The organism is Chryseolinea sp. T2 (assembly GCF_037203685.1).
GTDB lineage: Bacteria > Bacteroidota > Bacteroidia > Cytophagales > Cyclobacteriaceae > Chryseolinea.
The window spans coordinates 272,624-294,017 of record NZ_JBBCAU010000006.1; the positions used below are offsets into that span (position 1 = coordinate 272,624).

12 protein-coding genes are annotated in these 21,394 nt (G+C 48.4%); 3 read left to right on the forward strand and 9 right to left on the reverse strand.

The features are described 5' to 3' along the window. The first annotated feature begins 2 nt into the window (after nt 1-2). Together nagA and WBG78_RS20090 are read left to right on the forward strand one after the other, a co-directional pair. A complete protein-coding gene (gene nagA, locus WBG78_RS20085; RefSeq protein WP_337328268.1) occupies nt 3-1,196 on the forward strand; it encodes an N-acetylglucosamine-6-phosphate deacetylase in 1,194 nt (397 codons plus the stop codon). Between the two features lie 204 nt (nt 1,197-1,400). Next, entirely contained in the window at nt 1,401-3,656 is a 2,256-nt protein-coding gene (locus WBG78_RS20090) for an ABC transporter permease (RefSeq protein ID WP_337328269.1), read from the forward strand. On the opposite strand, the gene WBG78_RS20095 is transcribed toward WBG78_RS20090, so the two are convergent. Together WBG78_RS20095 and WBG78_RS20100 are read right to left on the reverse strand one after the other, a co-directional pair. Further along, nucleotides 3,653-5,086, reverse strand: a complete 1,434-nt coding sequence (locus WBG78_RS20095; RefSeq protein ID WP_337328270.1) for a DUF1501 domain-containing protein — start codon at nt 5,084-5,086, stop codon at nt 3,653-3,655. The genes WBG78_RS20090 and WBG78_RS20095 overlap by 4 nt on opposite strands. Before the next feature lie 224 nt (nt 5,087-5,310). Then, the gene (locus WBG78_RS20100; RefSeq protein ID WP_337328476.1) at nt 5,311-7,599 is read right to left on the reverse strand and encodes a PSD1 and planctomycete cytochrome C domain-containing protein; all 2,289 of its coding nucleotides are present in this window, start codon (nt 7,597-7,599) and stop codon (nt 5,311-5,313) included. A 335-nt stretch (nt 7,600-7,934) separates the two neighbouring features. On the opposite strand from WBG78_RS20100, the gene WBG78_RS20105 reads away from it, so the two are divergent. After that, nucleotides 7,935-10,904, forward strand: coding sequence for a CHAT domain-containing tetratricopeptide repeat protein (locus WBG78_RS20105; RefSeq protein ID WP_337328271.1), 2,970 nt, complete (start codon nt 7,935-7,937; stop codon nt 10,902-10,904). A 26-nt stretch (nt 10,905-10,930) separates the two neighbouring features. On the opposite strand, the gene WBG78_RS20110 is transcribed toward WBG78_RS20105, so the two are convergent. The 7 genes from WBG78_RS20110 to WBG78_RS20140 all read right to left on the reverse strand — a co-directional run bounded on the left by WBG78_RS20110 (nt 10,931) and on the right by WBG78_RS20140 (nt 21,113). Next, nucleotides 10,931-13,363 carry an OmpA family protein gene (locus WBG78_RS20110; protein ID WP_337328272.1) on the reverse strand — a complete coding sequence of 811 codons (2,433 nt, stop codon included), beginning with the start codon at nt 13,361-13,363 and terminating at the stop codon, nt 10,931-10,933. 7 nt (nt 13,364-13,370) lie between these two features. Next, a complete protein-coding gene (locus tag WBG78_RS20115) occupies nt 13,371-14,411 on the reverse strand; it encodes a PorP/SprF family type IX secretion system membrane protein (protein WP_337328273.1) in 1,041 nt (346 codons plus the stop codon). Further along, complete coding sequence (locus WBG78_RS20120; RefSeq protein WP_337328274.1) at nt 14,408-15,574, reverse strand: gliding motility-associated C-terminal domain-containing protein; 1,167 nt, start codon at nt 15,572-15,574, stop codon at nt 14,408-14,410. Before WBG78_RS20120 ends, WBG78_RS20115 begins: the two co-directional genes overlap by 4 nt. Beyond that, a complete protein-coding gene (locus WBG78_RS20125) occupies nt 15,571-17,604 on the reverse strand; it encodes a beta strand repeat-containing protein (protein ID WP_337328275.1) in 2,034 nt (677 codons plus the stop codon). The genes WBG78_RS20120 and WBG78_RS20125 overlap by 4 nt, the downstream gene beginning before the upstream one ends. 393 nt (nt 17,605-17,997) lie before the next feature. Continuing rightward, nucleotides 17,998-19,419 (reverse strand): SET domain-containing protein-lysine N-methyltransferase, encoded by a 1,422-nt coding sequence (locus tag WBG78_RS20130; RefSeq protein ID WP_337328276.1) that lies wholly within the window; start codon nt 19,417-19,419, stop codon nt 17,998-18,000. A gap of 6 nt (nt 19,420-19,425) precedes the next feature. Then, nucleotides 19,426-20,601: a hypothetical protein gene (locus WBG78_RS20135; protein WP_337328277.1), complete on the reverse strand. Its 1,176-nt coding sequence runs from the start codon at nt 20,599-20,601 to the stop codon at nt 19,426-19,428. A 14-nt stretch (nt 20,602-20,615) separates the two neighbouring features. After that, nucleotides 20,616-21,113, reverse strand: coding sequence for an SET domain-containing protein-lysine N-methyltransferase (locus tag WBG78_RS20140; RefSeq protein ID WP_337328278.1), 498 nt, complete (start codon nt 21,111-21,113; stop codon nt 20,616-20,618). Between the last annotated feature and the right edge of the window lie 281 nt (nt 21,114-21,394).

The window sequence follows — 21,394 nt, forward strand, 5'->3', positions numbered from 1 at the left end:
CCATGAGCCAACGATTGAAGATCACTAATGGAAAACGGATCCTTCCCTCGGGAAAGATTGAACACGGATATCTGCTCATCGAGAATGGAAAGATTGTCGGCACCGGAGAGCGCGATGAACCATTTAGTGAAGCACTGGTAATTGATGCCGGGCAACGATATGTATCACCAGGTTTCATTGACATCCATGTTCATGGCGGAGCAGGTCATGACTTTATGGATGGAACAGTAGAAGCTTTTCTGGCTATCGCGAACCTTCACGCACGCCATGGAACTACTGCGATGCTTCCTACAACGCTATCCGCTAGTCCTGACGAACTTGATGCCACTCTGAATGCCTATGAGCAGTCTTTGAAAATAAACGACAATGGATCGTGTTTTATAGGGATGCACCTTGAAGGCCCTTACTTTGCCATGGCCCAGCGCGGCGCCCAGGACCCCCGTTATATCCGCGATCCTGATCCAGCCGAATATGAAGCCGTTATCAGAAAAGCGCCATTCATCCGGCGATGGAGCGCAGCCCCTGAACTAAAGGGTGCACTTCCGTTTGGCGATTTCATGCTGGCTCATAACGTATTGCCTGCGGCGGCACACACCGATGCGATTTACGAGGACGTCATCGAGGCGTTTGATCATGGTTACACACTGGCCACGCATCTTTACAGCGGCATGTCCGGAGTTACGCGACGCAATGCCTTCCGTTATGCCGGCATGATCGAAAGTGCGTTTATCATTGACGATATGGATGTGGAGATCATCGCGGACGGCGTGCATTTGCCTGCTCCGTTGCTAAAGCTAATTATAAAGATCAAAGGCCCTTCCCGGACAGCGCTGATCACGGATGCAATGCGCGCCGCGGGCTTGCCACCTGGTCCCAGTATGCTGGGGAGTCGCATTCACGGGCTCCCCGTTATCGTTGAAGATGAAGTTGCAAAACTTCCCGATCGCAGTTCATTTGCAGGCAGTGTTGCTACCGCTGACAGGCTGGTGAGAACAATGATCCGGCAAGCAGGTGTATCGTTGGCAGATGCTATCACTATGATCACCGCGACACCGGCACGAATCATGAATGTTCCAACAAAGGGAGCACTATCAAAGGGCATGGATGCAGATGTGGTGGTGTTTGATGAAAACATCAACATCAGCAAGACCATTGTCGGAGGTCGTATTATCTACGACGCCGCCTCAGGACACTAGGTTGCACCTGGTGAACTGGCCTGGTTCGTCCACTTCCGCACGCGCTTGTTCGGCTGTGGGATAACTACCCTCGATTTTCCCTCTGTAAACGACACTTTTATCACTGGCACGAAATTGCTTTAACGATTCAGATACACGCGAACGACACTGCCGGTTTCCACGCGAGAGGACGTTCTTCAGGTGTTCATCAGTTAAGCCTCGTCAATGTTGCTGCAATCAAGATTATTCGTCCGAATCGCTTCGCGCAACACTGATGTCTATATACTCAAAGTTGTATCGCTTACGATCGCTTTTGCCACCGGAATACTGGTGGCACTTTTTGCACTTCACGAATTTGAATACGACACGCACTATAAAGACGCCGATAACGTATTCAGAATCCTTGCCCGCAACACCGACAAGGATTACTCCGGCAATAGGTTGTCGGCAGCTATAGATGGCCGTGCATTGGTTCAGGTTCGTAATGCCTTGCAAAATGCCACTGTCTCCCGGGTGAAAGCACTCAATGAACTAAACATCCTTTCATCTGCCGCAACTTTTAATCACCAGCAGATCCATACTGTCGACCCTGCTATTATTGAAGTCCTTTCTCTTGAAGGTGTAGCAGGGGATATCAACAAGTTTATCAATCAGAAAAATGATGTGGCAATCATCTCCAGGAGGAGATCAACGCAATATTTCGGCAATAAGTCACCAATAGGCGAGACGATCCGGTTGACAACATTCGGCGACACAGTGAGCGTCTTAGTTGTTGCCGTATTCAATGACTTGCCAACCAACACGCATGCAGACTTTGATTTCTTTATTCACTACGACTCATCGGCTATTGCGGTACTGAACTATGATCACCATCAAAGCAATGTTTACGGGCGATTATCACCAGACAATATCACCCAAAAATCATTGCCAAAAATCAGCAATGGCAACATTGAATACCTGATTCAGCCTGTTAAGAAGATCTACTTCGGACCACGTGTCGTTTTCGAGGAGGCACGCCACGGGGACATGTACAGCATGGTCATTCTCATTTGTATCGTCTCACTGATCTTCCTGCTCGCGCTATGTACCTTCGTTAACTTATCCACCATCACATTGCCCTACCGTGCAAAGGAGATCGCAGTGAAGAAACTTGCGGGTACCAGCCAACGTCAGCTGTTGTTTCAATTTCTCTATGAATCGGTCACTCTCACGGGTTTATCACTGCTTCTTGCTGTGATCATTGTATTCGCATTGAGGCGCTATATCAGCGGACTTCTTGATATCGATGTCCTGCATATGATGACGGTCGTACATCCCGCGTTTCTGGGTATTGAACTGATGATGATTTCCGCTGTGGTGGTCTCACCCTTACTGATCATCATTCGATTTGTTCGTGCTTCACCGACTCGCCTGCTGAGCAGTGACACCGTCACCTTTCCAAAATTCAAACAAACCATTTCAATCATTCAGTTTGGTGTAAGCATTTTTCTCATTGTATCGTCGCTGGTGGTCAGGAGGCAAATCGATTATTCGCTTGTGAAGGAGCCCGGACAAAATAACGATCAGGTTGTTTACATCGCATGCCCTGTTAATATTTCAGACAGCGCCATTTATAGAATAAAGGGAGGCTGGCCTGAACGAAATCCGAACATTGTTGATGCTATGGCCGTTTCACAGCTCCCGGGTCAATTGAAAAGCAAGGAGGCGAATTCGGATATTTTTTTGCTTCAGGTCGACTACAACTTCATCGACTTCTTTCAGTTCGAAATGCAGAAGGGGCGGTGGTTTAAGCCGACTGACAACGACTCGGCTACTGTTGTAAATCAAATGGCCATGATGAACATGAAAAACATTGATAAGAATGTCATCGGATTGACCAAAGACCTTAGCAGTGCATTCAATATGCCGGAGCAGCCTGTCAAGATAAGACTGGCACCCAACGGTAACTACAACTGGTTATGCTTTCGATTGCTGGAAGTAGATATCCGTAGCACCATTCAATGGATCGAGCGGCGGATGGCAGCAAAGGGTTCCCGTGGCGGCGCGCATTTTCTCAATCCACACTTTGAATCGTGGCTAAGCTACCAGGACAAGTTAAATGCGTTATCTGACATACTCACTCTGATCTCCGCACTACTGGCAGGGTGCGCTATCTATGGACTCTCAGTAAGCCTCGTTCGTGACAAACTGAAGACGATTGCCATGCATCATTTGTTTGGCGCAGGGACAATAGATGTTACGCGCATTCTTGCGCTTGATCTGCTCAAAGAAATGTTGCTGGCATTAATGTTCGCTGGTCCCCTTGCTTACATTCTGCTGAAGGAGTTATTGAGAACGTTTGTTTATGCAACAAAATTTTCATGGGCAGATCCGCTGTATCCAATCGGCTATTGCGTGGTAGTGATCGTTGCACTGTGTGGCGTCCAGGCTCTGAACCTGAATCGAAGCAACCTCAGTACGGCATTGAAAGGGAGGAGTTAGCTCTTGCCCAGCAACTCCATCACTGCCTCACCTTTTCCGTCTGGTGTCGTGTAGAACGGACGCTCTTCAATTTCATACGATGTCTCAGGAGGAACTCCCAGTGCGTGGTAAATCGTTTGGTGAACCTGATCAATCCTGATCGGTTTTTCAATGGTCTTGCAGGGGCGCTCATCAGCCGTCTTGCCGTATGCATAACCGCGTTGTATTCCACCGCCAAACATCAGGATCGAACAGCCATCAGTGAAGTGCCGATGCATTCCATAAAATTTCATATCGTTGAGGATATCGGGCTGTTTAACCTGCTCCAGCACCTTGAGGTCCGGCCGGCCTTCCACCATCATGTCGCGGCTGAACTCGCTGGCGAGGATAACCAACGTTCGGTCTAACAGTCCCCGTTCATCCAGCTCCTTAATAAGTTGCGCCACAGGAGCGTCGATCATCTTCTTCATGCCCTCCATGCGAGTATGACCATTCTCGTGCGTGTCGAAGCCCATGAACGGTTCATATTCAGTTGTTACGCTAATAAATCGTGCACCCTGCTCGGTGAGGCGCCGTGCCATGAGGCAACCAAGGCCAAACCGTCCTGTGTTATATATGTCGTATACTTCTTTTGGCTCCTGACTTAAGTCGAATGCTTTTGCTTCGGGAGAATTGAGAAGCCGATAAGCCTGCTCCATTGACCGGCGCAACGATTCCCTTTGATAGTCGCTGGCAACATCGGCCACGGGACTCTTACTGATCAGCTCGTTGTAGAGTTTGTTACGTCCTTCAAACCGCTTGTTATCCATGCCAACAGGAGGACGCACGCTCTCAAGTCCCTGACTCGGATCGGGAATAAAAAAAGGTCCAAACTCATTACCAAGAAATCCAGCCGTGTGGAATGCTTTGAGTTCTTCGGCCTCGCCGACAGAAAATCGCTGACCGATGTCAATGAATGCCGGTATCACGGGATTTTTTGGTCCCAGTTCCTTGGCAATCCATGAACCGATGTGTGGGGCCGCTACGGTCTGCGGCGGCTCATAACAAGTGTGCCAGTGGTATTGATGACGCGAATGCAAAATATGTCCGAGGTCTGCAGCCACATAAGAACGAATAAGTGTTCCCTTGTCCATAATCTTACCAATGGACTGGAGACCTTCAGAGAATGAGATGCCATCGAGCGCTGTGGGGAGTGACCGGAACGTACTTAGTACGCGATTGCCTTCCATACCCTTCTCGTAGGCGGTGAATCGCTTTGGATCAAATGTCTCCGTATGAGCCATGCCACCAGCCATCCAGAGGAGTATAACGGTATCGGCAGACGCACGAGGGGCGCCGATTTTGCAACCATTCAACATACTTGCGATCGGAGCCCCCATGGCCCAGGCGGCAAGCGTCGCCGAAGTGGAACGACGAAGAAAGTCTCTGCGGTTGATATTTGATAGTTTCATATACACTCCTTTCAATTAAGAATTAAGAGTTAAGAATTAAGAATTTGCTGTCAGCCTTGCGGCTGGCTGCCATCCACGACCCTGGTTGTCGATTTAGCATTCCCAGAGAATGCAATAACATGTTTAATTTGCCATTTCTTCTTCTCCATACTTTTTTCTAACGCACTGAGCCCCATTCTTAATTCTTAATTCTTAATTCTTAATTCTTAATTCTTAATTTCTATCTAGTTGATAATCTGAAATTCCGGATGCAGCGTCATTGCCCAAATCAGATCCTGTATCTGTTCCACGCTTGGCCTGTTGCCCAACGCTTCCTTTGCAACTTTTCGTTCGGCATCGTCAGGCATGCGACCAAGCATGTTGCGATATAGCTGATTGACCATCTCTCCCGGATCAGCGTACTTATTTCGCCATTCGGTCGCGCCGCGTTTTATGGCCGCATTATACTGTTCACCATTCGTCAGTTCAAGTGCCTGTAACAGATTTGCCTGCGAGCTCCTGCTCGTTGAAACTGTTTCGCGATTGGGTCGTCCAAGTGCCGTGAGGAATGGATCGTTCTTAACGAGTGACGCGCGTGCGTATAAAGCGTCACTAAAGGCAGATGCAGGCAATAATTTTTTCATAACAAGCGTGTCCGGGTAGATGGCAGCAACCGTGCTGCTTACCGCATCGGAAAACTGCTCTGCGGTAAGACGGCGTTTAACCATTCCTTTAAATACAAAATCCTGTGCTGTGAGAAGAGATTCTCCGCCTAGCGGTACAGTTGGAAGCTGATACGTTTCCGACGTCATGATCTTCTGCAATAGCTGGCGAAGATCATAGCCTGTGGCAACGAAGTCGCTGGCCAGCCAGTCGAGCAAGTCCTGACTCCAGGGTTCGTTGTCCATAACGTCGACGGGTTCAACAAGGCCGCGGCCCATGAGTTGTGCCCACATGCGGTTAACCAACGTACGGGCCAGGCGCCCGTCTTTAGGTTGTACAAGAAAATCTGCGAGCTGCTTCAATCTCTCCGAAGTCACGGCCTCCGCGTTGATCTCGCCCAGCTCCTTAAAGATCACCCTGCGGGCCGCAAATTTTCCAGTAGGCTTATCACATCGATTGATTTCGAGGGTGGTATCTGCAAAGATGTTTGCAAATGCATATGCGTCATCCAGTTTCCAATCACTGATGAAACTGTCGTGACAGGAGGCACATTTCAGGTTGAGACCCAGGAATACCTGCGAAACATTTTGTGCTGCCTGCATTTCAGTGCGTTGACTTGCATTCACCGTACCCCGCCACTTGATCCCTTCAATAAATCCCTTCGATTTCTTCGACGGACTGATCAGTTGTCGTACAAACTGATCATATGGTTTGTTTTCCTTAAGAGATGTGTATAGCCATGCCGTGATGTCCGACCGGCCACCGGTGATATAGCCGGTTCCTGAGTAGTCGTTCCTGAGTGCATCATTCCAGAAGGTGAGCCAATGACGGGCGTAGTCATCATTTCGGCTTAAGAGTGACTTCACCAGTCGCTCGCGCTTGTCCTTACGTGAATCTTTTACAAAGGCATCGATTGAGTCTGCAGGTGGGATCAAACCAACGGCATCGAGATAGACACGGCGAATGTAAGTGTGATCATCTACAATTGCCGGCCAGGCAATACTGTTTTTTGCGAAGTAAGCATCAACGAAGCGATCGACGGGAGCTGTTCTGTTACCTGCAACGGCTGGAATATCAGGCATACGTGGCTCCAGCGCGGCAACGCGGTAAATACTTTTCAATGGTCCATCAGGCCATGGTGCCCCTTTCTCAATCCAGAACTCGAGGAGCTTAATCTGTGCGGCAGATAAGCCATCCCCCTTTTCAGGCATCGCATCCTTGTGATTGCGGGGAAGCTTTACACGCCTGATCAATTCGCTATCCGAAGGTTTCCCGGGAACGACGACCGCTCCATGCTTTCCGCCTTTGAACAGGTGGTCCTTCGTATCTAGTCTAAGTTCTCCCTTTACCTTAGCCTGACCGTGGCAATTGAAGCATTCATGTGCCAGTATAGTGCGTACCTGCAGATTGAGTTCCTGCACCTGAGCATCATTCAGTGGTCCGGAGGTAGCAACTATTGCCATGGTCTGTTCGTCAGACTCCGGCTCCTCCTGATGAAAGGCTCCACTGAGATAGTCCTCGCCGTGTGTGAGTGAAGCGCCATAGTGACCTGCTACCATCACCGATACCACGGTAAGAATCAACAACGTTCTGAATACTTGAACAGACGAGGAACGGCTCGCCCACCAACAGGCAATTGCAAGGATCATCGTAGCAATACCGGCCCATTGATGGACAGGAAGAATATCGCTTCCATATGTTTCTGTATTCGCGAGAAGCAATCCGAACACAACGGCTGCGATGGACGACAACACCGACACTACAAGCAGAACTCTTATCGCCGCGCGCATGTCCAGAGTTTTGCGCACCCACTGCAATGCTTCGAGGAGAAACACCACCAGAATGAGGCTTATGGGGAAATGAACGATCATTGGATGTAATCGCCCCAGGAGTGACCACAGCCAGAAAGGAGTGGATGCAGGCACGTCGGCGCCAAAAGCAAGTGTCTGGCAGCACAGCAAGACTGCAACCAATGCCAGCCGATGTGCTTTCCGTTTAGCCTTTTTTCGAATAATATTTATCATGTCTGCGGTCAGCTGAAAGAATGGGCTTACCAGAGGGGAAAGTCATTGATAATTTACCGCATTTGAACGATTAAAAAAACCAAAAAACTGCCGACTACATAATGGTGTCACCAGCGGTGCTGACATGAGAGGACTGATGCTTAAATTTGTTGTTTTCAGGGTGCTCATTTTTTAAGCTTCGCATGACAAGATGTCTCGTCGTTTTTTTGTGGATATCCGCCACTGTCCTGCACGCGCAAACTCCTGATTGGAAGGTTCAATACGATAGCGCGCAACGTTACTGGGGAAACCAGTGGGCGAAAACTATACCATTCCTGGTAAAGGCTGAAAAGGCAGCCCTGTACGACCTTGGTATCTATGATGAGAACTATCTCACAATACTGAACGACCTGGGTCTCGCCTATGCTAAAATTGGCGACTACAAAAATGCTGAGAAGTCACTTGCTAAGGTAATAACCATTGCGTCCGAAGGTGGTGATCCACAGGCTGCGGATTTGCAGCGAGCTTATCTTAACCTCGCCTCCATCCATTTCGAGCAGCAACACTACAAAGAGGCTGAGGAACTATATCTCAAAGTATTGAACGATGCCACCACGGCGCAAGAACTGGTGGTTCCAGCCTTAAAAGGAATTTCGGCACTCTACGAGTCTACTGACACGCCGGCCGCTGCACTGGCATTACTTAACGATAAGAGGTTTGGAGTTCAGACTACCAGTGCTGAATGGCAAATCACACGCGCCCGTCTCTTACGTAAGGACGGTCGTCACAATGAGGCAATGCATGTACTTGAGGCGATGCGACCGCTGGTTACCAGCGCGGACGCCCTCCGCCTTCACTGGTTACAGGAAACAGCTCTTAATCATCTCGAAACAGGCAACCTGAATCAGGCCGAAAAAGAATTACTCGATGCTCAGCGTCAATTAAATTCCAGGAAGCCTGTAGATGATGCCATGCTCATCGGAGTGTTAAATAACCTGGCCTCACTGTATGAAAAACTAGGGCTGCGCGAGAAAGCACTTGTCTACTATCAGCAGGCACTTCCCCTTTGTCAAAAAGTTTATGGGATCAAGTCTGCAAACTCGCTGACGATCCAGAGCAACATAGCGGGCATTCATTTGGGTCTTGGCCAAACAAAAGAAGCGATTGCTCAGTATCAACAGGTCGAGCAACAGATGGTGACAACGGTTTCCGAGTCGAACCCAGGATATCTGACTGTACTCAACAATCTTGGTACAGCATATCGCGCCAATCACGAAGCTGCAAAAGCAAAACAGCAATTTGACAAGGCCTTGCTTCTTGTGAACAAACATCAGCTGACAGAAACTGACCTCGCTGCGACGATCATGAATAACCAGGCCGTATTGCTGACGACGCTTGGCCAGTTCAAAGAGGCTTCCACGCTTTATGAGAAAGCATATAATATCCGCAAGAAGGTATATGGTCCGACCTCGGTGCAGCTTTCGGACATTGCGGGTAACCTTGCCGTTGTATACTGGGAATTGGGAGAGCAGAACAAGGCTCTTCCTCTGTTCTCGCAGGCGTCGGAATTAGCGCTACGCCAGGTGAAGTACATTTTCCCCAATCTTAGTGAAAGCGAGCAGGTACAATTTTACCGACGAATGAAGGAAGATTTTGAGCGTTTCAATTCAATTGCCTTCCGCGCCTCCACGCGAAATCCAGAATTACTTACTCAGGTGTTCAATAACCAGGTTACTCTGAAATCACTGCGGTTCTTCACGCAGCGTCATCGCAGCGACATCATTGAGCAAAAAAGGGACACCGTTCTCGCACGTCAGGCCAATCTACTGCGGCAGAAGAGGGAGCAGCTTGGTTATTTATATCAACTGTCATTGGGAGAACTATCGCAGTCTTCCGTTTCGACTGCCCAGCTTGAACAGGAGATCGATGCGTTGCAAAAAAATATCAGCCTTAAAACAAGTGAAACGGTCGCCTCAAATCTTCAGGACAAGCAAGCAGCTTGGTCTGATGTTCAAAGCCACATGCCCGGTGACGAAGCGCTCGTGGAAATTGTCCGTTACCGCAAGTATGATTTGCGTCGTCTCCTGACGGAAAGCGGAATGCGAGCCATGTTCGGCTTCACCGACAGTGTTTATTACGCTGCTTTGATCACCACACAGGAAACGAAAGCCAATCCAAAACTTGTGCTGATGAAAGATGGAAGGAACATGGAGGGCCGAAACCTTAGCTATTACCGGAACGCGCTAACCTATGTAGTCGCCGATGAACTTTCATATAATGTCTATTGGAAAGACATTTCAACAGCACTTCGGGACAAAAAGAAGGTATACTTTTCGTCGGATGGCGTTTATCATCAGATCAACCTGAACACCATTCGCGAGCCGGGTTCCAATTTGTTTATAGCAGACCGGCATGAAATACATTACTTGTTAAGTCCTGCACAATATGTTGGACAGCAAACAAAATTGCTGCAGGGAAAGCGTGCGGTACTTTTCGGTGATCCAAGTTTCGACGGCACGGCAACAGCAACTGCTAAAACCAGAAACGCTGTTCGCTATCTTCCGCTGCCAGGCACCCGTGCTGAGGTTCAGAGTATCGATGGATTGCTGAAAGGAAAAGGTTGGAGTACAATGGTGAAAATGAACGACCAGGCAAGCGAGCAGAACCTGAAAGCTGTACGCGCAACGGACATTCTACACGTCGCAACACATGGATACTTTACTGTCAGGAACATCAATCCGGGAAATGAGTTTCAAAAGGACCTTGCCTTTAACAACGGGCTGATGCTCGCCGGAGCAAACAAGAGCCTGCAGCAGGAAACAACGGAATTCAGCGATGATGGCATTCTTACCGCCTATGAAGTAACCAACCTCGACCTGGCGGGTACCTCACTCGTTGTGTTGTCTGCATGTGAGACTGGGCTTGGCAACATCGAAATCGGCGAGGGAGTGTACGGATTGCAGCGATCATTTCTCCAGGCAGGAGCAAAGAACGTAATGATCAGTTTATGGAAGGTTGATGACAACATCACGCGTGAGCTCATGACACAGTTCTACACCTATCTGATGACGACTTCCAATATTCATGAAGCTCTCGCGAACGCGCAGCGCGATGTCAGGAAGAAATATAGCGATCCTTCTGCCTGGGGTGGGTTCATCTTAATCGGCAAATGATCGTCATCGTTCGCAAGCGATTCATCCTAATAGATTACCAGATCTGCAGTCTTTGAAGCTGCCTCCGCGGGTAGCCGTATCGGTTGGTAGGCCTTTAATGCTCCATCATCAGCAATTCCATTCAGGTCGCGCAATATAGAGGTCGATACGCCTAGTTGTTGCGAAAGCGTTTTCAGGTCCGTTGCCTTCTTTAGAATTCCTGTCCGGCTGCCGTCAGAAAAACTACCCGTAGAGCCGTTCATATTCAGCTCAACACGTCTGTTGTACTGACGTTGCCAGACAGCACTTGCTTCCTGTACACTTTGCTTGCCCTTTGCCACGACAGCAATACTCGTCTGATCGACTCCTTTTGACCGGAGATATGCAGCCACAGACTCGCCTCGCTTTTGAGATAGCTTCAGATTGTATTGAGTTGTTCCAACGTCGTCGGCAAATGCAAACAACTCCAATTGTGCCCCAGGTGTGCGTACAAGATAATCTGCCAGTTGATCGAGGGCCCGTTTGGCTTCAGCCCTTAGCTTGTAATGGTCAAAGTCAAAGTAGATGTTCTCCAGGCGTGACGTACTTGCCAGGACTTCCGGTTTTGAAACGCTGATGTCTGATATCTTTGCCAGTCGTTCGGTTGGGGAAGAACGGTCCGCACGCAGAAGATATACTCCTTCTGCGACACCGGTGAAACGTACCCTGCCTTCGGCGTTGGCATGAGTAATTTTCAGCAGTTGTCCGTATTCATCCATAAGAACTACACGCACATCAGAAAGAGGATTATGCGTCGTAGAGTCGGATACCATAGCCGTAATGATTGACCCGGCACCTCGGGTAACCGGGACCTTCCGGAAACCGCTGGTACCCGCCAACATTTGCGCATAACGTATCCGTGCCACGCGTTCCAACTGATCAAAGTCGCCGGACTGAACACCGAAGTCAGCAGCGCTCGGTTTCTTACCAGCCACGTACTGCTCGACAAGCAAATCAACGATGCGTTGCTTCTCCGACGATAATTTGTCGTAGTCGATGCGCTCATCCAGACGCGATGCCTGAAGTGTTGCCACTTCTGTGGTTTCCACGCGCTTTTGCAGCATGATATCCCGACGGGCGTTACGGTTCTTCAGGCTCATTCGGGAAACAAATGATGCTATCGACGGAATTTTGACTGCCATCACATCAAAGCCGCCCAGTCCTTCTGTGCGATTACTGCTCCAGTATAAAGTGTGCTCTTCGATGTTCAGGAACGCATCGTCGCGATTTGAGTTAAATGGCAATCCAAGGTTGTACAGGATTGTCTCTCCTGTCGATAACCGTTTCGCCATATATAGATCCAGACCACCCAGCCCTTCGTGGCCATCAGAAGCAAAGAACAGGATATTGGGAAACGTCGTGAATGATGGGGATACTTCATTGAGCTTTGTATTGTAGTTGGTACCCATGTTCATCGCGGGACCCCAATTATCGGCACCAGAATTCACACAAAGCCAAAGATCAAATCCGCCAGCTCCGCCTGGTCTGTTCGACGCAAACACAAGCGAGTCGCCGCCTTTTGAAATTGCCGGCTGCCTCGATTCGAACTCCTTGAAATTTACATTATCATTCAACAATACGGGCTCGTTCCAGTGGTTATTCTTCCATTCCGAAACATAAATGCGACAAGCGGGTCCGCCTACACCACAAACCGTCATGTAGTACTTATCACCCTTGCTGTTAAAGCAACCGCTACCATCATTGAACCTGGTATTCGTTACACTAAACAACTGGCGTGTCTTGTCGGACCAAACGCCTCCAGCCTTCTGGAAGTAGTAGTTATCGGTGAATCCTTCCCCGAATCGTTCATCGATAGACTGACGATTGGACAGAATTCGGCTACTGGTGATTACCAGGTTGAGACTGTCGCGAACGGCAGGTGCGAAGTCGTTGAATTTCGAATTGAATGGAAGCGACACCATCGGATACGTGCTGGCAGATGAGGAGAGCGCCTCTTTCGCAGACTGGCAACCTGAGCGGTCAATGATGGCCTGCTCGACAAAATCCCTGTAGTCGCGATCCTGATGTTGACCTATGAATGCAGTGAAATACTGAATTGACTCGTCGAAACTTCCGTTGAGTTTCAACATAAGTGCGTAATAGTATAGCGCCAGAGGATACTGCGACGCGGCGCTGTATTGCGTCTTCAGGTAGTAGGCCTCTGCCTCCGGGTAATTGAAAGTCCTTCTATAACACTCTGCAAGCCGATATACAACGTCTGCGTTACCTGCATTAAGGTTGGAGATTTCACGATATCGTTCCGTAGCAAGGTGAAATTGTTCTCCGTCGTAATATTCATCCGCCTCCGCTTTCAGTGCCCGGATAGTGCGTTCATCCTGCGCTGTAACGGTACCCGCCACATTGAACACTATCAGGCATGTTAATAACAACGCTTTAGTTGATGCAATCCTGATCGTGGTAATTCGCGACGCTCCTTTCATTCCATCTTTAAATTAGAGGTGATGAAAAACGTTTGAATCCCTTGCTCACAATGATTTTGTATGCCAGTGACACTTCGTATGCATTTGCATATCCAAATGCGCGCGTCAGCGAGGAAACATTGTTGTCGTAGCTGAAGCCAAAGTTCCATGAGCGGGTACTGATTCCCGCTGAGACGATCACAGCGTCCTGAAGACGATACCAGCCTCCAATCAATATTTTCGTTCGCTGAGAGTTTTCCAGAAACGGTGGTTGCAGATAATAACTAAAGTAAGCTCCTAGATTGACTTCGTATGCGTGGTTTTGATACTGGACCATATAGTTCGGCGAGATCTCAAGAACGCGTTTCCACAAAGAAGAAATGCCTCCATGAATTTTCAGCAACATCATGTTAGGCTCCTGTTCGCCGGTATAGCTCCGCATCGGCAACAGGTTCGAAACGACAATGCCATTGAATGCTGAGAAACTGCGTGAAGACAGCCGGCCACGAGTAGTGTACGACCACATTACGCCTGTGTTTAGCAACGGATTAATTACCTGACTATTGATGCTGCCTGCTTCACCTGGACGGGAAGGGTCGTAGCCGATGTCCGGTGAATACTGACTTGCCCATCGCATATCATCGGCATTGACGCGCTGTTGCATCGCGCCGGCCTGCAGGCCAACCGATACAATATTATTACCGAAGCGCGTGAGGTGGAAGTTATACGCTCCCGACACCATCAATGCGTTGTTCTTAAATTCCTTCCCGGGTCCTGCCACATCATTGTAAAACGTGGCACCCAAACCGCCAAGGTGCTTTGTGCGCGTGCCCGGCTTCAGAACGGGCGATATAAAGCTGAACTGAAAAGTGGAAAACGGTATGCCAGCACCCGACCATTGTGAGCGATAGTTCATGCCCATGTACACGTCCTTCTCCAGACCGGTAAGTGCCGGACTGAGATACATTGCTGACGCATAGTACTGCGAGAATGTCGGCATCTGCGCGAAGGCACTGCCTGTTATAAGCAGAAGAGTTACTACCAACGCTATCGTTATACGCAACGTCATCGCACAACAGATATCATTCCCTTTTGCCGCAACGTTTCTCCATTCTTGAATTTGCCCATCAGCATATACGGATAACCACCCGATGCGAGAATGCCACCTGCCTGCTGCTGACCGCTCCAGCCGGTAGTCGTCATGTACTCCAGCGACCGCGATTCAAATACCTGCTGACCCCAGCGATTGAACACAACAAATTGAAATCCATCTTCCGTTAGCTGCTCACCGAACACCTTCACTGTTCGATTGTTTGGATCGGCAGCATCCGGAGAGATTGAAGAAGGAAAATAAAATGCTTCAGAGCCTGGCGCCACTACGACGCGCTCGCCTATCAATAACAAAGATCCGGTAACAGCTCCGGAAGTGGTGATTTTCTCTATTCCGTTAGAATTTGAAATGGAAGAGTTACCTGCATCCGTGAAGACATCGGATTGTGCCGGCGATTGATACACAGCCAATGCTCCATCTGCGGCATCAGAGGGCAAATCATAGCCAAGAGCAACAGGACTTCCCGAGAATGTCCCACTCAAAACTGTTTGCTGCCAGTAAACGTTCGATGTAACGCGACCATAACCTTCAAGTCTGAACGCAGGCATCTGATCGAACGCCTCCACCTTCACAACGGGATCGATACCCGACACATCAAGAAATTCAACAGGATAATACCCGCTATTGGTACCTATGGGCATAAACTTGTATCCCGTTCCGCGAACAACCATGGGACCTTCCACAAAGCTGCTGGGCGATCCGCCGGCGACTGTGGCTGTTGCTGCAAGGGTTATCGAATTAGGGTCAGCAATACGTATGTTTCCTGAAGTCAGGTCCAGGCGATTGTCAATAACAAGCTTGTCCTGCCAGTCGACAATTCCCGTCGTATTGACGCGAAGTGAATAAATGCTGTTGCCGTTGTTACTTAGGCGTTGCGTTGTATTTCCATTTAACGTAAGACGGCCAAGGCCCTGGTAGACGTTGGTGTTTAGCCAGTCACCTGTAACCCGCAGTTCGCCCTGGTTCTGCACAAATCCCGAATTTGAAACAGATCCTTCTACATGTATCTCAACGTCGCTACCAACATATAGATTGGAAGAGTTGTGCACCTGTGCATGACTCTTTGCTGCTATCCCAACGGTAAGCAAGAGCCATAGATGATATCGGTGCAAAGGTGTCATTTCAGATATTGTATTCTGACACCATATATCCTCTGTGTTGCCTCCGATGCCTCGTCAGCATCGATCAGGTGGGAAAATTTGATGAGCAGGCGGTACGAGCTTGTAGAATTGTCTACTGTGTGGCTGAACGACTGCGATTGCTGTGTAACGCCGACGCTAAGTAGCGGAGCGATAACAACAACACCCACATCAATGTTTAAACCACCACCCAGGTTCTTCTGAATCATCCTCACGTTGATGGGCGTAAGGACGCCGATAATATTCGTGATTTCGTAGTAGACGGTGATATTCTGAATGACTGCTCCATGAGGCAGATTTACCGGCGCAACAATCGTCCTGGAATCCTCAAAAGCAAAAGCGTACTGTCCATTAGTAGTTTCCATCAATCCCAGCGAAGCATCCTTGTTTCCATCGGGTTGCATGCCCTGGAAACTACTGGGATCGAGTGAGTAGAACTGGGTTGTCGGGCTTCCGCCAGCGACACTCGTAGGTGTCCATGCAGTACCATCCCAAACGAGCGCATCACCAACGGCCGGGGCAGTGGACGCAACTGGGTTATTTCTGATTCGCCAAACTGTGCTGTTAGCGGGGCTTCCGGTAACATCACCGCCTGGAGTGACCCACAGCGCATCAGTTGCTGTAAGGTTGGTCATCAACACCTGATTAGCACCGCCTGGTGTTATAGTCATTGCATCAATAGGACCGGATACTTCTCCCGCAGTCGTAAGAGTGACAGCATTGCCATTTGAAATAGAAAGTGAATTACCCGTGAGTGAGAGTGTTTGACTGTCCCCAAATGTTGATTGTGGGACCCATGAAACAACACCGGAACTGTTCGTCGTCAATACAGTTGAGGCACCACCTGAAGCGAGGTCAGCGGTCACTACAGTTCCATCCTGTATTTGATTTGATGTTATCGCATTATTGGCAATGTCGGCGTTGCCGATAGTTGCATCGAGTATTTTGGCACTTGTGATACTGCCATCTGCGATATCGATGGAGTTAATCGTGCCGTCGAGAATATCAACTGAAGTGATGGTGCCGTCGGCAATGTCTGCAGCAGTTACTGTACCATCGGCAATGTTGTTGGTAGTAACTGAATTTAAACCCAGATCTGCATTGGCAATTGTCCCATCAACAATATGCGACGAGGTGACAGAGTTGGGTGCCAGGTCAACGCTTGATATCGTACCATCAAGGATGTTCGTTGTTGTAACCGAATTCGTTGCAAGGTCTGCACCAGTAACTGAAGCATCCACGATCGTGGATGAGTTAACGGAATTTACGGCGAGGTCGGTGTTCGATACTGTTCCATCGAGAATGTTAGCCGATGTTACTGAGTTGGCAGCGAGGTCGGCGCCTGTGACCGTTCCGTCAACGATCTTCGCTGATGTTACGGAGTTGTTTGCCAGCTTATTCGTCGAGATACCTCCATCGCTTACCTGTAATTGATTGCCACCGTTTACCGATACCGTTGTGCCATCTGTATTAACTGCAAGGTTGATATCACCGGAGGTATTGCCACCGGTCAGACCTGATCCGGCAGAAGTAGTGATTCCTGTGATATCGCCAAGAGAAGCGATGTTCGCCCAACTCAGGGTAGTACCATTTGTTGTGAGGTATTTTCCGGCCTGGCCGGTTTGAACGGGTACTTCCTTCAAAGTCGACAGGTCCACGTTATTGCTACCCGAAATGGTGAGCCGCTGCGTTGCCGCGTCGTAAACGAGCGATTGACTGCCCGCTTCCCCAAGGCCTTTAACCCATGCGCTATTGTTCCAGTAATAGAAGGACTTTTCTGTCAGGTCGAATACCATTAACCCGTCATCCACAGGAGACGCCGGACTGATAGAGAGACGCTGTGATGAACTTAGCTGAGGGAGCAAAAAGCCCTGATTACCACCGGGAGGGCTGATCACCAATAAGGCGTTGGGACGGTCGATCAAAGAGCCGATAACCACCGACTTCTTGTCTTGCGCGAACGCGGTGCTGAGGCACACCAAAAGGGATATGGTCGCAAAAATGCGTTTCACAGAGATTGGCGTCTCAAATAGTCAAATTTAAGGCCCAACGTTGCGGTACGCGAATTTGAACTGATGGTACGTAATTGTACTGGTTAAAAGGCGGTTAGGGTAGCCAGAATTGGAAAGTGGTGGTCCAGAATGGGAAAAGAATTGATAATTGACAATTGATAATTGACAATTACGGTGGGCCTACCGGCCCGTTTTTATGTTGAAGGGACTAGTTGAATCAACGGAACACCTAATGTTAACAGGGAGATTCAATAGTTGGCCATTGTGGAACTCTCCGTCGACGAATGGAATGTAATAATTAAGTCGATCGGTAAGCAAATTAAAGCGCAACGGCCCCAAAAAGGGGCCGTCAATAATTATCAATTGTAAATTATCAATTATCAATTGGAGATCCTATCGCTCCACCCTCACCCTACGAATCGCATTCTCCTTGTTCCCAAACACGATCTCACGGCAGTTCTCACTTCCGCACTGGCAGGCAAACGGCTCCATGCTTTCGTCGATGAACAACGCATAGTCTACTGTAAGCTCCTCACCCTCGCGGATGTCGCGTATAGCGATCACGTTCAGGCCATCGTATGCAGTATTCGGTGTGCAGCTATGATTCTGAGGCGCCCAGTTCACCGGGTCCTCATCCCAAAGGATATATACCTCGCTGCTGATGGGATAAGCATAGTGACGGAAGTCCAGCTTTTGGCGGTCGTTCCAGTTATCTTCAACGAAGCGCTTTGAAACAATCCGCTGTGACAGACCTTCTCCCGAAAAGATGACATCATTCTTACGGATGCGTTGATTGGCAAAGATTCCGTATCCGGATACCTGACTTCCTTTCAGTGTATATTTTTTCTGCTTTGCCTTGTGACGGGCAATACCTTCATTGATGATCTGCTTTAAGAAGCCTGACTTGCCGGCAGGATCGTTATTCAGGATGTAATCAGCCGAACCTTCATATCCATTTTCATAGAATGCAGAGCAGGTGAAGTTGATTTCAAGGAAGTAAATCTCGTTGTTGTTATCCATCCTGAAGTCGAGACGGGCGTATCCTACACCACCAAAGGCTGTGAAAACCTGTTCGGATGCCGTTTTCAATTTGCGCTCGATCTTGTAATCGTGCACCGGCACATTGCAGTTAGGATGTAGCTCTGAAGTCTTCAGCGCATAAGTCTTGAAGGTGCGCCCTTCGGGAAAGACATACTCGATTGGCTTATAGCTCTTGCAGCTGCGGCCATCTTTGCTCGCAGCCACCAGGACCGTGAATTCGCGTCCATCGATGTACTCTTCGACGAGGATCTCCTCGTACTCTTCCATCACCGAACGGATTTTGGTTTCAAGTTCATCGGCATTATTCACCAGCGAACGTTCATCGATTCCCAAACTATCGCCAGCCTTGGCAGGCTTCACGAACATAGGGAACTTCAGTTTATCTACAACTTCCTCGATCTGATAGACGGAATTGATCTCAACCGACGCAGGTGTTTTCACTCCGGCGCAGTAAGCCACGTACTTCATCAATGGCTTTGGCGGATCATACAATGTCGTATTCGGACCTGTATAAGGCAGATTCAGCAGGTCCATCGTCTGGATAACATCAATAGACGGCACTTCCCATTCCAGGTATCCTTCACAGAGGTTAACGAATATATCGTAACCACGCTTGCTCAGTGCTTTGAGTTGCTTGTAAGTGGTGAGCTTATTAAGGAAGATGTGATCAACCTGGTCGTTGGGTAATAGGTGACTCAGGTTCCTTGGGGGATCATAATTCTTATAGTCTACATCCGTCGTTGAATAATCAGGCTGAAGTACGCAGATTTTCATTTATTATCAAGCGCTATGTTTTGCCCCATAACGCGTTAATCCATCTTGAAGAATTTCAATTATCAAATAAGTAAAAGATTTTTTGGCAAACCTCAAAATAGCGCCAATAGAAGTATAGTTCTCATCTTCACTTAATCCACATTGAGCATTGATCTCGAGCACGTATAACTTACCCGTATGCTTATCCATACGAATATCGAGTCTTCCGTAACCCATTCCACCAACGGCTTTGAAGGCCAGTAAGCTGATTCTTTTCAACTCGTCAACGAAATCGCCTTCTACTTCCTTGTAGTTGTAGAGGCTGCCGTTGTCTTCGAAAGGAGTTTCAGCATCATAGGTCTCCCAAAGACGGTCGAACGACAGGAATTGCTCGCGATCGGGAAGCGATTCATGGAACACGCGCTCTACTGCCGGGTAAAAGCTAATAGATTCCGGATGTGTTGATGAACCGACAAGTAATACTGTAAACTCCCGACCGGCAATAAACTCTTCAACGAATATGCCGCCCGTATCCAGCTTCCATCCGCGATAGCCGTTTTGCATATCACTTACGATGTCTCTGAATGCTTCCGGGGTGCTTACAACATTCCTTATGGATAATCCCAGACTTCCGGCCGATATCGCAGGCTTTACAATCAGGGTCTCGCCAATCGAGCTAAACAACTCCTTTGCATCCGTATCAGCGCCTACCACATCCCATCTGGGAGTTGGAACATGATATAAGTCGAAGGCCTCCTTCATAGGGATCTTCGACGTAGTGATACGATAAAAGAAATCGTCGGAGCCGGTAAATATCAGGTCGTGCTTTTCAAGTACAGCAATGACCGATACTCCTGGGATATTATTGAGCTCATCGCCATCGCAGAGGTTAATGACAATCGGAGTTTTATTGCCTGAACCTGGGCGGATTCCCCCGATAACCTCGTCGATCGTGTTGATCATTACATTGGCCCATTTCCATTCACAGCCGATCTCATCAAAGACTTTCTGGTATTCGGCGATGCTTTGGGTATAGTCGTAGTAATACTTGAGGTTGGGGTCGTCTGTTTCGAGATAGGGGGCCAGTACCCAAACTATGAACGAATCCTTTTGATCGATGAAACGCATGGTGGCAAAACGCATCGATTGATCAGGCTCGTGAAGCGGGATGTAAGCAATATCAGGAAGAGACGTACGCGACATGGGAGCGTAACTTGCTACAGGATCGATTTGAGCTTACCGGCAATGAAGTCGGTGAAACGGTACTTAGCGATGTTTTCGGGAGACAGGTAACGGGCACCTTTAACCATGCCAATGCAGCCCTTATTGCCACAAGTGCACTTGAATGCCTGATCCATATCCCATTCTGTCGATGGATAGAAGAACGTCAGTTCCTCATCTTCTGCGATTTCTTTTAATGCCACAAGCTCCAAAGTGGTGGTATTGAAGAAGCAATTGGGCTCGCAGCTGTGATTGATGCACTCCAGGTACTCAGGAAGCAGCTCAATATGTTCATTATCTCCCACCTGAACGGTAAGGTAGGTTGGTTCACTAAAGGTTTCCTTGGCACCGAACTGGGCGATGACGTCGTCTTTAGCAAATGTTTTACGGGAATACAGCGAACGGCTGTTCTGTCTTGCGTCAATTCTTATCTCGGCGATTTCGGCCGAAACGATGACAAAGGTTAGGGAGGAGGTTTTGCTGTTATAGCTCATATTAAAAAGTTGCAGGGTGAAAGTGACTTTGGACTATGGTTCCGTTGATGGTGGAAGGAGTAATGACCCGGGCAACTCATCCTTAGAATCTTAACGTTTTAAGACTATGAGACTCCTTAACTAACATTGTCAACCTTGATAACGTGGTGTTATGTTATCTATACTATAAAGTTACGGCATATATTTCACTCTTTACAAATTATGAACCCAATAATTAGTTAAATGATGAAACTTTTTTGCATGAAGCACCTTAATCGATCATTTATTCATTCAATACATAC

Excerpts from the sequence above, each read along its gene's own strand:
- nagA (WP_337328268.1), top strand. The coding sequence starts at position 3 with ATGAGCCAACGATTGAAGATCACTAATGGAAAACGGATCCTTCCCTCG.
- WBG78_RS20090 (WP_337328269.1), top strand. The coding sequence starts at position 1,401 with ATGTTGCTGCAATCAAGATTATTCGTCCGAATCGCTTCGCGCAACACT.
- WBG78_RS20095 (WP_337328270.1), bottom strand. The coding sequence starts at position 5,086 with ATGAAACTATCAAATATCAACCGCAGAGACTTTCTTCGTCGTTCCACT.
- WBG78_RS20100 (WP_337328476.1), bottom strand. The coding sequence starts at position 7,599 with ATGATCGTTCATTTCCCCATAAGCCTCATTCTGGTGGTGTTTCTCCTC.
- WBG78_RS20105 (WP_337328271.1), top strand. The coding sequence starts at position 7,935 with ATGACAAGATGTCTCGTCGTTTTTTTGTGGATATCCGCCACTGTCCTG.
- WBG78_RS20110 (WP_337328272.1), bottom strand. The coding sequence starts at position 13,363 with ATGAAAGGAGCGTCGCGAATTACCACGATCAGGATTGCATCAACTAAA.
- WBG78_RS20115 (WP_337328273.1), bottom strand. The coding sequence starts at position 14,411 with ATGACGTTGCGTATAACGATAGCGTTGGTAGTAACTCTTCTGCTTATA.
- WBG78_RS20120 (WP_337328274.1), bottom strand. The coding sequence starts at position 15,574 with ATGACACCTTTGCACCGATATCATCTATGGCTCTTGCTTACCGTTGGG.
- WBG78_RS20130 (WP_337328276.1), bottom strand. The coding sequence starts at position 19,419 with ATGAAAATCTGCGTACTTCAGCCTGATTATTCAACGACGGATGTAGAC.
- WBG78_RS20135 (WP_337328277.1), bottom strand. The coding sequence starts at position 20,601 with ATGTCGCGTACGTCTCTTCCTGATATTGCTTACATCCCGCTTCACGAG.
- WBG78_RS20140 (WP_337328278.1), bottom strand. The coding sequence starts at position 21,113 with ATGAGCTATAACAGCAAAACCTCCTCCCTAACCTTTGTCATCGTTTCG.